The organism is Methylobacterium sp. 88A (genome assembly GCF_000376345.1).
Lineage (GTDB): Bacteria > Pseudomonadota > Alphaproteobacteria > Rhizobiales > Beijerinckiaceae > Methylobacterium > Methylobacterium bullatum.
The window spans coordinates 1539221-1552437 of record NZ_AQVT01000001.1; the positions used below are offsets into that span (position 1 = coordinate 1539221).

13 protein-coding genes are annotated in these 13217 nt (G+C 67.2%); 8 read left to right on the plus strand and 5 right to left on the minus strand.

Annotation, left to right across the window (positions count from 1 at the left end; genetic code table 11):
- Positions 1-11: 11 nt before the first annotated feature.
- Positions 12-1451, plus strand: a complete 1440-nt coding sequence (lpdA, locus tag A3OM_RS0107395) for a dihydrolipoyl dehydrogenase (protein WP_018043100.1) — start codon at positions 12-14, stop codon at positions 1449-1451.
- A gap of 112 nt (positions 1452-1563) precedes the next feature.
- Positions 1564-1797, plus strand: a complete 234-nt coding sequence (locus A3OM_RS0107400) for a hypothetical protein (protein ID WP_018043101.1) — start codon at positions 1564-1566, stop codon at positions 1795-1797.
- A 134-nt stretch (positions 1798-1931) separates the two neighbouring features.
- Here the strand turns inward: A3OM_RS0107400 and A3OM_RS25130 are convergent, their stop codons facing one another.
- The 3 genes from A3OM_RS25130 to A3OM_RS0107415 all read right to left on the minus strand — a co-directional run bounded on the left by A3OM_RS25130 (position 1932) and on the right by A3OM_RS0107415 (position 6344).
- On the minus strand, positions 1932-3407 hold the full coding sequence (locus A3OM_RS25130; RefSeq protein ID WP_081612637.1) for a glycosyltransferase family 61 protein: 1476 nt from the start codon (positions 3405-3407) through the stop codon (positions 1932-1934).
- Positions 3408-3659: 252 nt separating this feature from the next.
- On the minus strand, positions 3660-5006 hold the full coding sequence (locus tag A3OM_RS0107410; RefSeq protein ID WP_018043103.1) for a sorbosone dehydrogenase family protein: 1347 nt from the start codon (positions 5004-5006) through the stop codon (positions 3660-3662).
- Between the two features lie 108 nt (positions 5007-5114).
- The gene (locus A3OM_RS0107415) at positions 5115-6344 is read right to left on the minus strand and encodes an SDR family oxidoreductase (protein WP_157196453.1); all 1230 of its coding nucleotides are present in this window, start codon (positions 6342-6344) and stop codon (positions 5115-5117) included.
- Positions 6345-6715: 371 nt separating this feature from the next.
- Between A3OM_RS0107415 and A3OM_RS0107420 the strand changes: the two genes are divergently transcribed.
- From A3OM_RS0107420 to A3OM_RS0107435, 4 genes are all read left to right on the plus strand, one after another.
- The gene (locus A3OM_RS0107420; protein ID WP_018043105.1) at positions 6716-7006 is read left to right on the plus strand and encodes a GlsB/YeaQ/YmgE family stress response membrane protein; all 291 of its coding nucleotides are present in this window, start codon (positions 6716-6718) and stop codon (positions 7004-7006) included.
- A 104-nt stretch (positions 7007-7110) separates the two neighbouring features.
- Entirely contained in the window at positions 7111-8079 is a 969-nt protein-coding gene (gene lipA / locus A3OM_RS0107425; RefSeq protein ID WP_026175813.1) for a lipoyl synthase, read from the plus strand.
- A 6-nt stretch (positions 8080-8085) separates the two neighbouring features.
- A complete protein-coding gene (locus A3OM_RS0107430; protein ID WP_018043107.1) occupies positions 8086-8541 on the plus strand; it encodes a type II toxin-antitoxin system RatA family toxin in 456 nt (151 codons plus the stop codon).
- A gap of 91 nt (positions 8542-8632) precedes the next feature.
- Entirely contained in the window at positions 8633-8893 is a 261-nt protein-coding gene (locus A3OM_RS0107435; protein ID WP_018043108.1) for a PepSY domain-containing protein, read from the plus strand.
- A 207-nt stretch (positions 8894-9100) separates the two neighbouring features.
- Here A3OM_RS0107435 and A3OM_RS0107445 read toward each other — a convergent pair whose 3' ends face one another.
- Positions 9101-9610, minus strand: coding sequence for a nicotinamide-nucleotide amidohydrolase family protein (locus tag A3OM_RS0107445; RefSeq protein ID WP_018043110.1), 510 nt, complete (start codon positions 9608-9610; stop codon positions 9101-9103).
- Positions 9607-10896, minus strand: coding sequence for a bifunctional 2-C-methyl-D-erythritol 4-phosphate cytidylyltransferase/2-C-methyl-D-erythritol 2,4-cyclodiphosphate synthase (locus A3OM_RS0107450; protein ID WP_018043111.1), 1290 nt, complete (start codon positions 10894-10896; stop codon positions 9607-9609). The genes A3OM_RS0107445 and A3OM_RS0107450 overlap by 4 nt, the downstream gene beginning before the upstream one ends.
- Before the next feature lie 134 nt (positions 10897-11030).
- On the opposite strand from A3OM_RS0107450, the gene dusB reads away from it, so the two are divergent.
- Both dusB and A3OM_RS0107460 read left to right on the plus strand, forming a co-directional pair.
- The gene (gene dusB, locus A3OM_RS0107455) at positions 11031-12077 is read left to right on the plus strand and encodes a tRNA dihydrouridine synthase DusB (protein WP_018043112.1); all 1047 of its coding nucleotides are present in this window, start codon (positions 11031-11033) and stop codon (positions 12075-12077) included.
- Positions 12074-13213 (plus strand): ATP-binding protein, encoded by a 1140-nt coding sequence (locus A3OM_RS0107460; RefSeq protein WP_018043113.1) that lies wholly within the window; start codon positions 12074-12076, stop codon positions 13211-13213. The genes dusB and A3OM_RS0107460 overlap by 4 nt, the downstream gene beginning before the upstream one ends.
- Positions 13214-13217 lie beyond the last annotated feature (4 nt).

The following is a 13217-nucleotide window of genomic DNA, read 5'->3' on the forward strand; positions in this document are numbered from 1 at the left end:
AGGAGCGCGCCATGTCCAACACCTACGACATCCTCGTCATCGGCGCCGGCCCCGGGGGCTACGTCGCCGCGATCCGGGCGGCGCAGCTCGGGTTCAAGACCGCGGTGGTGGACCGCGAACATCTCGGCGGCATCTGCCTGAACTGGGGCTGCATCCCGACGAAGGCGCTGCTGCGCTCGGCCGAGATCTACCATTACATGCAGCACGCCTCGGATTACGGGCTGTCGGCCGAGAAGGTCGGGTTCGACACGGCCGCCATCGTCAAGCGCTCGCGCGGGGTCTCGACCCGGCTCAACGGCGGCGTCGGCATGCTGCTCAAGAAGAACAAGGTCGATGTGATCTGGGGCGAGGCCGTCATCGAATCGGCCGCCAAGGGTAACGAGCCCGGCACGGTCACGGTGAAGGAGACGAGCCGCGCGCCCGCGCCGAAGGGCGCGCTCGCCGCCGGCTCCTATTCGGCCAAGCACATCATCGTCGCCACGGGCGCCCGCCCCCGCGCGATCCCCGGCATCGAGCCGGACAAGAAGCAGATCTGGACCTATTACGAGGCCATGGTGCCGGAAACGATGCCGAAAAGCCTGCTCGTCATGGGCTCGGGCGCCATCGGCATCGAATTCGCCTCGTTCTACCGCACCATGGGCGCCGAGGTGACGGTGATCGAGCTGCTGCCCCAGATCCTGCCGGTGGAGGATGCCGAGATCGCCGGCCTCGCCCGCAAGCGCTTCGAGAAGCAGGGCATCAAGATCCTCACGGGCGCCAAGGTGACGAAGGTGGAGAAGGCGGCCGATTCCGTCACCGCCACCATCGAGACCACGGACGGCAAGAGCCAGCAGCTGACGGCGGAGAAGCTGATCTCGGCGGTGGGCGTCGTCGGCAACATCGAGAATCTCGGCCTCGAGAAACTCGGAATCGGTATCGAGCGCGGGATCGTCGTCACCGACGGCCTCGGCCGGACCAACGTGCCGGGCATCTACGCCATCGGCGACGTCGCCGGACCGCCGATGCTGGCCCACAAGGCCGAGCACGAGGGCGTGCTCTGCGTCGAGACGATCAAGGGTCTCCACACCCACGCCATGGACAAGGCCAAGATCCCCGGCTGCACCTATTGTCAGCCGCAGATCGCCAGCGTCGGCCTCACCGAGGCCAAGGCCAAGGAGCAGGGTTTCTCCGTGAAGGTCGGCCGCTTCCCCTTCGCGGGCAACGGCAAGGCCATCGCCCTCGGAGAGCCGGACGGGCTGGTGAAGACGGTGTTCGACGCCAAGACAGGCCAGCTGCTCGGCGCCCACATGGTGGGAGCGGAAGTCACCGAGCTGATCCAGGGCTACGTCGTCGCCATGAATCTCGAGACCACCGAGGAAGACCTGATGCACACGGTCTTCCCGCACCCGACCCTGAGCGAAATGATGCACGAGAGCGTGCTCGATGCCTACGGCAAGGTGATCCACAGCTGAGCCCGGACACCCGTCTCGCGGATGTCCACAGGCTTCTATCGACCCCGTTAAGGATCCGTTAACTCTCGTGGCGTGTTCTGTCTTCGTTCTCAACGCGAGTCGGAGACGGGCCATGCCGAAGACGCTGACCAGGATCAGGAACGAGGATGAGGCGGCGCCGGGCCTTCACTGCCCGGTGGAGGAGATCGCCCAGGCCTATCTCACCAGCACGGCGGGGGACGCGGAGATCGCGCTCCGCTGCGCCATCACCGACGCGCTGTCCGACCTGATGCAGGCCGAGCGTCGGGCACGCGAGACCAGCCGGTTGATTTCGCGGGGTTATGTCCGCTCCGCCCTCAGGGGCTGAAGCAGGTTTAAGCAGACCGCATCGCCTGAAGTGCGACCGCTTCGGCCCAAGTCCCCTCGGGCCGCACCGAGGACGAACATGCGCCGCCGTCTCGCCACTGTCCTACCGGGACTCACCCTGACGGCAGGCCGATGTCACGCTCCCCGCATCGTGCGGGCCAGAAACGGTCCGAAGGCGCGCAGGTCCACCGTCCAGGCATCGCCCTTGACCGGCTGGGGCTCCATCCAAGCGACGTAATCGTGCCCCTTGGTGAGGCAGAGGCGCGCATAGTTGAAACGGAGATTATAGGCCCCGTCCTTGATGGGAAGAATCTCGATGACTCGCGTTTTGGGGCGAGAGAAGATGAGATGGGCGAGGCCCCCGCCGTGCGGCGAGGCGATGACCGACGCTTGGTGGGCGATGGCGATCTGATGCCAGAGCGGGAGGGTGGAGAATTCCGCGATTTCGAAGCCGTGGGACTGCATCACTTGCTCGATGTCGACCTCGTTGGTGAGCGGGCGACGCTTCGCGTCCCGTCGGGTGATGTAGACCCGCTCCGGAAGCGTGACGCCGTGAGCGCGCGCCATCTCGATCGCTCGCTCGACCATCACCGCGAAGACGCTGTCGAGATGCCGCCATCCGGCCATCCCCTCGAAAGGCACGACAGGAACGAGAAGGCGTTCGACGAAGACCGGCCGGTCGATGCGATAGGTCGAATCACCCAAGCCGATCATATCCAGCGAGGTCTGCTCGAAGCCGGGATTGCTGCCGTTCAACAGAACCTTGAATGTGTCGTCCGCGACCAGCCCGCTGTCACCGAGGAAGGCGAAGCGGGGAAGGTGATCGACCAGCCAGTGATAGATCCCCGCCGATGGCCGATTGGACGACAGCGCGATGCCGATCTGGGGAACGGAGGATCGTTCGACCCACGGGATCGGTGATTTCCGCGGCCGGAGAATCCGGCCATCCTCGGTCCAGATTTGACCGATCGCGCTGGTGAACACGTTGCGACGTTCCAGAACCTTCGGCTGAAGCTGAGCAGAGATCACCTTTCGGAACAACCTAGCTTCCCGCCGTAAGGCGATGACGTGATGAGGGGAGGTCGCGGACGATCTTTGAACCTTCACGCTACCCAGGTGATCGATAGAGGGCTGGGGAGAGAACCGAAACTCCGTGGGCATCGGCTTCATTTCCGATCCGCCACGACTGGCAACCTTCTTCAACTCGCCCAAAGCAATCTGCAAATCCTCGTCCAGCGTGTTTCTGATGATGGTGCTGGCCGCGTCCAGGAGTCGATGATCGACGTGCAGGAAGGCGTTATCGAGCAGTACCCGTCCCGCCAGACCGCTTCTCCGATTCGCGACCAAGTCGCGTATGACGGCATACGCTATGGCCTCTCTGCCGGTCAGCGATGAGACGTGGCCCGCGACCTCATCGATCACGTCGTCCCGTCCGGTGGCGAGAGCACCGCTCAAGCGGTAGATGAGGAGTTGCGGTAGTGACAAAATCAGTGTGGGGTCGTGCGTTCGAGCGACGACGTCGTTCCAGCGTCCCTGCTCGACGTCGGCGCGACACAGCTTGAGGGTTTCCCGGGCGGATCGGTCCAGGGCCTTGTCTTTGGGCTTTGTCATGCTTTTACCGACAGAGGCATATCGGACCGGGGAAATTCAGTTCGGCACCGAGCCTGCCCCCATAAACCTCTTTCAACTTTCATCCGCTGGCGCAAGCTCTCGCGATCGGCCACCCATGAGAACATCGCAATATCTCTCACAGGAGATCGACCGTATTGTGAGACATCGGAAGCACAGAACGGTGACCAAGAGACGGAAGGCTTCCGTCTCCGCCGTAGACTGAACCAGTCGATACGGAAAGTTGGACTGCAACTATTGTGTCCCTCCCGAACCACTCACCCGCCACACCACCTTCCCCACATCATCGCTCACCAGCAGCGCCCCGGTCTTGTCGAGGATCACGCCCACAGGGCGCCCCTGCGCCTTCTCGTCGGCATCGAGGAAGCCGGTGAGCGCGTCCACCGGCTGGCCGGTGGGCTTGCCGTCCTTGAAGGGGACGTAGATCACCTTGTATCCGCTCTTCGGGCGGCGGTTCCATGAGCCGTGCTGGGCCACGAAGAGGCCGCTTGTCCACGCCTCCGGCAGGGCCGAGCCGTTGGAGAAGGCGATGCCCAGAGACGCGGTGTGGGTGCCGACAGCGTAGTCCGGCGCGATGGCCTTGGCGACGAGGTCGGGCTTCTGCGGCGACACCCGTTCGTCGACGTTTTTGCCCCAGTAGCTGTAGGGCCAGCCATAGAAGCCGCCTTCCTTCACCGAGGTGACGTAGTCGGGCACGAGGTCGCTGCCGATCTCGTCGCGCTCGTTCACCGCCGTCCAGAGGGCACCGCCGTTGGGCGCGAAGGCGAGGCCGTTGGGGTTGCGAAGCCCCGTGGCGAACTCGCGCATCTGCTTCGTCGCGATCGTGTATTCCCAGATCGCGGCGCGGCCCGTCTCCTTGTCGAGACCGTTCTCGCCGACATTGCTGTTCGAGCCCACGGTGACGAAGAGCTTGGTGCCGTCCGGGCTCGCGATGACGTTCTTCGTCCAATGGTGGTTGATGCCGGACGGCAGCGCGACCACGGTCTCGGGCTTGGCCGCGATCTCGGTCTGGCCCGGCGCATAGGGCACTTTCACCAGGGCATCGGCATTGGCCACGTAGAGGTCGCCGCCCACCAGGGCCATGCCGAAGGGTGAATGCAGGCCGGAGAGGAAGACGTGGCGCTCCTCGGCGACACCGTCGCCGTTCGTGTCGCGCAGGAGGACGATCCGGTCCGGGCTCGGCACGCCGGCGCCGGCCATGCTCTTCACCTTGTCGGCGACCCAGTCGGCGATGCCGGTGGAGGGGTCGTCGGTCTTGGGCTTGTTCGCCTCCGCCACCAGCACGTCGCCATTGGGCAGGAGGTACATCCAGCGAGGATGGTCGAACCCGTCCGCGTAGGCCGCGACCTGAAGCCCCGCCGCCGCCTTCGGCTTGGCGCCGTTCTCCCAGCGGGCGACGCGGGCGATGTTCACGGTGGGCATCAAGGTCGGGTTCGGCGCGGGCAGGGTGGGGTTGGGGCCTATCCCGGCCGAGGCTTCGAGACTGGCCTTCTCGGGGTAGACGACGAAGCGGAGGAACGCCGCTCCGCCGAGAAGCACCACCGCCAGAGCCGCAAGGCCGAGCTTCGACCGATTCCGCATGGTTGTGACCTCAAATCGGCGCCGATCCCGGGCGCCATCCGCCCAGTAAAAGCGCCGAAAGTGGATTTACAAGCGCCGAGAGAGGATTTGGCTCCGACGCGGGATGGTTCAGCCTGGTGCCGATCCGCGTCTCGCCGCGTTCTGCCCGGCAGAAATGTCGCGTGCGGCGACGCCATCGGAAAGGGGTAGCCTCGTGTGCCTGGGCGTTTTGCCCCGAGCGGGCATGCCGGCGAAGTTCCCGAAATCCTCCCGGAACTGGTCGACGATCTCGCCGGAGGTCTCGATGCAGCGGCCGATGTATTCCGAGAGCGCGGGGGGAGGCGCGAAGCCTTCCGCCAGGAGGCGGGTATTGTCGAAGGTCACGTCGAGTTCGCAGAACCGGTAATAGGCCTGCAGCGCCCGGAACATCGCCACCTTGATCGCCTCGTCCATGCCGAAGACCTCGGTGAAGCGCCTGTGAAGGGTCGCCCGGTCGCGGGCGGAGAATTCCTCGTAGTGGCGCGGGCTCTCGGCCGGGTCGACGCGGTCGAGGGTGCGGCCGAGCTCGCTCCAGCGGGTGCGGCTCGAGGTGCCGGCGGAGAGGTGGTAGGTCCGGTGGGCGAGGGCGGGCCTCGCGAGCATCTCCACCAGGGTGTCGGCCACCCAGTCGGTGGGGACGATGTCGACGGTCCCGTCGCGGGAACCGGCGACGAGCCTCAGCCGGTCGCAGGCGCGGATCACCCAGAGGATGCTCGAACCCGGCCGGGCGCCCAGCGTGGTGTGGCCGAGCACGATGGAGGGGCGCGCCACGACCAGGGGCAGGTCCGCGAAGCGGGCCGCCAACGACATTTCGGCCGCGGCTTTCGAGGCGCTGTAGGGCACGAGATGGATGGCCTCCGCGTCGGGGTAGAGGGTCTCGTCCACCGTCGCGGGCGGCTGGCCTCCGCAGATCATCGCCGTGCTCACATGGAGGAAACGGTCGAGCCGCGGCATCCGCGCCGCGCGCCGGGCCAGGGCCAGGGTGCCGTCATGGTTGGTCCGGTGGACCTTTTCCTGCGCCCACCACGACGTGTCGGCGGCCAGATGCAGAACCTGCGTCACCGTATCGAGGCGGGGATCGGCGATCGTGTCGGCATGGGTGAAATTCCCCGCCACGATCTCCACGCGCTGCGCGAGACGCTGGGCGTTCAGGACACTGGTGAAGCGGCCGAGACGCGCCGCGATGCGCTGACGCCCGGCCTCCTCGTCCGAGGCCCGCACCAGGCAGACCCATTCGGTATCCGTCTTCATCGCCAGGGCACGGTGCAGGACGGCACCGCCGATGAGCCCCGTCGCACCCGTCAAAAGAATTCGACTCACGGCACTCGCTCCAATGGCCGCGCATCCGGGACGACGTCGCGGCAACCCAAAGAAAGTTAAGAGAACGTTAACGAGACGCTGACAAGTCGACGGAAATCAATACGTAGAATTTTACGGATCTATACGAAGCTTGTTCGGAATATAGTTAAAATTAATAATTAATTTTCCGCTTCGTTCTCGCTCAGGCCGGGTATCGCGCCAGGAGCGGACGTTCCCCATGCCGAACGGTCGGCACCGTCGCGGGCGATCCGGAATGGCAGTCCCCGCCCAGTTCCATGCCGCCGCGACTTGCGCTGCGGGGGAGAGCGTCACAGGTAGGACCCATAGCGGGGCGACCGGCACGCCCCGCTCCTTGCGAAGGAGCGACGGGTATGAATGGAGAAGTCTACGGTGCGCTGGGGCAACCGGGCGTGGGATTGTTCATGGCGATCGTCATCGGCGCCCTGGCGGGCTGGCTCGCGGAACAGTTCACCTCGGCGAATATGGGCCTCTTCGCCAACATCGCGATGGGCATCCTCGGAGGTCTTCTCGGCAACTATCTGGCCGCCAAGCTCCACATCCCGGTCTACGGCTTCTGGCGCAATCTGCTCTCGGCCACGGCGGGGGCGGTGATCATCATCACCATCTACAGGGCCATCCGCGGACGCGGCATGAGCTACTGACAGGTTCGGCGGATCGTTTCCCGATCGTTTGCGATGCGGGAGCCGAGTCATTACCTTTCGAACCGAGCGCCGGCCCGTTGCCGGCGCAGCTTGCCCGGTATGCCATGGCCGTCGTCCTCGACCTCCTGCGAAACGACCAGCGCCCCCGGCACCCGGAAAAGGCGCATCGCCCGGACAACCCGATCCAGCGCAAGCCCGACTGGATCCGGGTGAAGGCACCCGGTTCGCCCGGCTGGAACGCCACCCGCGCCATCGTGAAGGAGCACGGCCTCGTCACGGTCTGCGAGGAGGCGGGCTGCCCCAATATCGGCGAGTGCTGGGAGAAGAAGCACGCCACCTTCATGATCATGGGCGACACCTGCACGCGGGCCTGCGCCTTCTGCAACGTGCGCACCGGCCTGCCCAACGCCCTCGACGGGGACGAGCCGGCCAAGATCGCCGATTCCGTGGCCAAGCTCGGCCTGCACCACGTGGTCATCACCTCGGTGGACCGCGACGACCTCGCCGATGGCGGGGCCATGCATTTCTTCCGCACCATCCGGGCCATCCGCGAGCGCAGCCCCGCCACCACGATCGAGGTGCTCACCCCCGATTTCCTGCGCAAGGACGGCGCGCTGGAACTGGTGGTGGAGGCGCGGCCCGACGTGTTCAACCACAACATGGAGACGGTGCCGGGCAACTATCTCACCGTCCGCCCCGGCGCGCGCTACTTCCATTCGGTGCGGCTGCTGCAGCGGGTGAAGGAGCTCGACCCCACCATCTTCACCAAGTCCGGCATCATGGTCGGCCTCGGCGAGGAGCGGAACGAGATCGTCCAGCTCATGGACGACCTGCGCTCGGCGGATGTGGACTTCCTCACCATCGGCCAGTACCTGCAGCCGACGAAGAAACACCACGAGGTGAAGCGCTTCGTCCCGCCGGAAGAATTCAAGACCCTTGAAACCACCGCCTATTCCAAGGGTTTCCTCCTCGTCTCGGCGACGCCCCTGACCCGCTCCTCGCACCATGCGGGCGAGGATTTTTCACGATTGAAGGCCGCCCGGCTCGCTCGGCTCGCGCCTGCCAACGCCTGAGGGCCGATGCCTTCCTTCCGGATCAACCGCGCGGTGCGCCACTCGCCGCAGCAGATGTACGACCTCGTGGCCGACGTGGAACGCTACCCGGAATTCCTGCCGCTCTGCGAATCCCTGCGCGTCCTGCGCCGCCAGCCCGGCCCGGACGGCACCGAGATCCTCGTCGCCGAGATGGGGGTGGGCTACAAGGCGATCCGCGAGCGCTTCACCACCCGCGTCACCCTCGACCCGCAGAACCTGAAGATCGTCGCCGAATACATCGACGGACCCTTCCGGCACCTCGAGAACCGCTGGGGTTTCAAGGAAAGGGCTCCCGCCGGCTGCGACGTGGACTTCTTCATCACCTACGAGTTCAAGAGCCGTACCCTCGGCCTCCTCATGGGCACGATGTTCGACCGCGCCTTCCGCAAGTTCACCGATGCGTTCGAGGGCAGGGCGGACCGGGTATACGGCGTCGCCTGACGCGCCGGTGCCCGTTCTCTGGAGGGACAGGCGGGCGGATGCCGTGCGGAGCCCTAGATACAGGGGCGCAACGCCACCGGAGAACACCCCCGTGAGACCGATCCCGACTCTCGCCCTCGCCCTCGCCCTGAATGCGGGCCTCTCCGGCTTCGCCGCAGCGGACCAACCCGGCCCCGACTGGCTGCCGGTCGATCAAGTGAAGAAGGCGCTGATGGCCGAGGGCTACACCGAGATCACGAAGCTCGAGGCCGATGACGGCCATTGGGACGGCGAGGGCATCAAGAACGGCCGAAAGATGAAGTTCGATGCCGATCCGAAGACGGGCGCGATCCTCGGCGAAGTCGCCGATTGAGAGCCGGCTTGATCGGATGTCTCAGCGGATGGCGAGACTGAAGTCGATCATCCTAGCCAACCACCTCATCCTGAGGTGACGCCGCACAGCGGCGGCCTCGAAGGAGCCCTCCAGATCGCGCGATGCTGGCTGGAAGCCTCCTTCGAGGCCGCTCCGCGGCACCTCAGGCTGAGGTGAAGCCTTGGAAAAAAGCAACTGACATAGGCCTCAATCCGTCCCGACGGGCTCCACGGCCCGGCCGAACAGGTCCAGCGCCTCCGCCACGGCCGCGCGGCGGATTTCGCCCCGGCCGAGATCGCCGAAACGGCGCTCGATATGCCGGGTCGCGGCGCCACGGCGGGCGAGGCCGAAATGCACGAGGCCCACGGGCTTGGCCTCGCTGCCGCCGCCCGGGCCGGCGATGCCGGTGATCGAGACCGCCACATCCGCGTGCGAATGGGCGAGCGCCCCCTCCGCCATGGCGCGGGCCACGGATTTGCTCACCGCCCCGTGGGTCGCGATGAGGTCGGCGGGCACACCGAGCATTTCGGACTTGGCGTCGTTGGAATAGGTGACGAAGCCGCGCTCGACCACCGCCGAGGAGCCGGGGACTGCGGTGAGCAGCCCGGCGACGAGGCCGCCGGTGCAGGATTCGGCGCAGGCCGCGCGAAGCCCGGCGGCGGCATAGGCCGCCACCAGCGCCTCGGCGCGGGCGAGGAGCGCCGGGTCGTCGATCACGCCGCGTCGTCTTCCGGCAGGCGGATCGTCGCCGCCGCCTGGGCCGCGAGCCCCTCGGCGCGGCCGACGAAGCCGAGCTTCTCGGTGGTCGTCGCCTTGATGGAGACCGAGCTCAGCTTCACGCCGCAGATCTCGGCGATGCGGGCGCGGATGGCCTCGCGATGGGCGCCGATGCGCGGGGCTTCGGCCAGGACGGTGATGTCGAGATGGTCGATCCGGCCGCCCCGGTCGCGGACGAGCTTCACCGCATGGGCCAGGAAGCGGTCGGACGAGGCGCCGCGCCATTGCTCGTCGCTCGGCGGGAAATGCGTGCCGATGTCGCCATCCGCGATCGCCCCGAGGAGAGCGTCGGTGAGGGCGTGCAGCGCCACGTCCCCGTCGGAATGGGCCAGCACGCCGCGATCGGCGGGGATCTTCACGCCGCCGAGCCAGACATGGTCGCCCTCGGTGAAGGCATGGACGTCGAAGCCGGTCCCGAGGCGGGTCACGTAGGTCGTCATGGAATCGGTCTCTGGTTCGGAGGGCAGCACATCGCTGCCGGAAAAGCCGCGGTCGGCCTCGATCAGGTCCGAGGGCTGGGTGATCTTGCGGTTGCGCGGGTCGCCCTCGAACACCACCACGTCGAGCCCGGCCCATTCGGCCAAAGCCCCGTCATCGGTAAAGCCGTGGAGGTCCGCCTCCGCCGCCTTGCGGTGGGCGGCGAGGAGGGGCGCGAAGGCGAAGGCCTGAGGGGTCTGGACGGCGCGCAGGGATTCACGGGCAGGGGTCTCGCGCACCCGGCCGATCCCCGTCCCGAGATCCTCGACGATCTTGATCGTATCGGTGACGGCGATGCCGGGCACCGCCGCGCCATGGTCCCGGCCGGCGACGAGGGCGCGGTCGATCAAGGCCGTGTCCACATGCGGACGGGCCGCGTCGTGAACCAGGACGAGACCCGGCGCGCCCGTCACCGCCGACGATGCGGCCAAGGCTTCGAGACCGGCCAAGGCTTCGAGACCGGACCTCACGGACTGCTGGCGCGTGGCGCCGCCCTCGACGGGGGCCGCGAGCTTGGCGCGCAGAACGGGGTCGAGTTCCGCGACGCAGGCGTGGTAGAACGAAGCCGCGTCCGCAGCGATCACGGGCTGGATCACCGCGAGGTCGGGATGGGCCGCCAGTGCGGCGAGGGTCCGGGTGAGGACCGCGCGTCCGCCGACGCTGCGATATTGCTTGGGAACGTCACCGCCGATGCGGATCCCGCGGCCGGCTGCGACGACCACCGCGGCGTTCCAGGCGGTGCCGGACATGGAAAAGTGCTCCCGCATCAGTTCGAGGTAGCGTGGATGGCTGGGGTGGTCTGTCGTTTAAGCGGGGCATAGCCTGAAATCAAATCGCGCAAGGCGCTTGCGTCGCCCCGGCGATTGTCTATTTGTTGGGCACAATGAAAGCTGATGATTATTTGAGCGTTCTGCGCTCGGGCGATGGCCAGGGGCAGGCCGGCGAGAAGGCAGGCGCCGCGGCTTCGGTGCCGGTCCTGCTCGCCCCCCTGTCGGGCGTCACCGACCTGCACATGCGTCGCATCGCGCGGCGTCTGGGTGCAAGCGCCGTCGTCTCGGAAATGGTGGCGGCGGCCGAATTCGCCCGTGGGGCGGAGGAGGCGCGCCTGCGGGCCGAGGGCGGCGGAGTCGATCCCCACGTGGTCCAGCTCGCCGGCTGCGTGCCCGAATCGATGGCGGAGGCCGCACGGCTGGCCGAGGCGAATGGCGCCGATGTGATCGACATCAACATGGGCTGCCCGGCCAAGACCGTCACCGGCGGGGAGGCGGGCTCCGCCCTGATGCGCGACATCGAGGGGGCCACGCGCATCCTCGCCGCCGTCCGCGCGGCGGTGGCGATCCCGGTCACGGTCAAGATGCGCCTCGGCTGGGATCATGCGAGCCTGAATGCCCCCGATCTCGCCCGGCGCGCCGAGGGGCTCGGCCTCGCGGCGGTGACGGTCCATGGCCGCACCCGGCAGCAATTCTACAAGGGCCAGGCCGATTGGGCCGCCATCCGCGCCGTGGTGGATGCGGTCTCGATCCCGGTCATCGCCAATGGCGACGTCGTCGATCTCGCCGGTGCGCGGGCCTGCCTCGCCGCCTCGGGCGCCGCCGGGCTGATGATCGGCCGCGCAGCCCTGGGTCGTCCCTGGCTGGTGGGCGAGATCGCCGCCGGTCTCGCCGGCCGGGCACCGCGTTCCCTCGACGCCGAGGAGAAGACCGCCCTCGCCCTGGAGCATTACCAGGGGCTCCTCGCGCTCTACGGCCCCGCCATGGGCGTGCGCCACGCGCGCAAGCACCTGGCGGCCTACGTGGACGGGTCCGGCGCGCTCGGCCCCGACGACCGGACGCGGCTCCTCACCACCACCGATCCGGCCATCGCAGCCGACCTTCTCTCGAAGGCGATGCGGCACCCGCGCGTACCATTCGTCACCGAGGAGGCAGCGTGAGCGCGGACAAGGAACATGGCGGCCGGACCATCGCCCCGCCCACGAGCGAGGCGGTGATCAACGCCCTGCCGCTGCCGGTCATCACCATCGGCGCCGACGACCGCATCCTCCATGTGAACCACGCGGCGGAGACGTTCTTCGATCATTCCGCGCGGTTGATGCAGCGCCGGCACCTGCGCGACATCATCCCGTTCTCGTCCCCGATCAGCGCCCTCGTGGCCGAAGTGCGCCGCCGCAAGGCGAGCGTCAGCGAATACGGCGTCGAACTGGTCCAGCCGCGCTCCGGCCTGGAGCGCAACGTCGACGTCTTCGCGACCCCCCTCGGCGACGAGGAGGATGCGGTGGTGATGATGCTCCAGGAGCGCACCATCGCCGACAAGATGAACCGGCAACTCACCCATCGCGGCGCCGCGCGCTCGATGATCGCGCTGGGCGCCATGCTGGCGCACGAGATCAAGAACCCGCTCGCGGGCATCCGAGGCGCGGCCCAGCTCCTCGAACAATCGGGCACCGAGGACGACCGCCTGCTCACCCGGCTGATCTGCGACGAATCCGACCGGATCGTCCGCATCGTCGAGCGGATGGAACTGTTCGGCGACGAGCGCCCGGTGGAGCGCGGACCGGTCAACGTCCACGGCGTGCTCGATCAGGTGAAGCGCTCGGCCCAGTCGGGCTTTGCCCGGCACATCCGCTTCGTCGAGACCTACGACCCGTCGCTGCCCCCGGTCCTGGGCAACCGCGATCAGTTGATCCAGGTGATCCTCAACCTCGTGAAGAACGCCGCCGAGGCCATCGGCGCCGATGCGGTGGATGGCGAGATCACCCTCTCCACCGCCTTCCGCACGGGGCTGAAGATGCAGGTGCCCGGCACGCGCGAACGGGTGAGCCTGCCCATCGAAGTGGCGGTGCGGGACAACGGGCCGGGGGTCTCGGCCGAGCTCCTGCCCGACCTGTTCGACCCGTTCGTGACCACCAAAGCCCAGGGGTCCGGCCTCGGACTTGCACTGGCGGCCAAGATCATCGGCGATCACGGTGGCATCGTCGAATGCGATCCCGTGCCGCGCCGCACCACTTTCCGTCTCCTCCTTCCCATGTCGAGCGCCCGTGACGGGCGCGAGTCGGCCGCGGAGCAATAGAGTC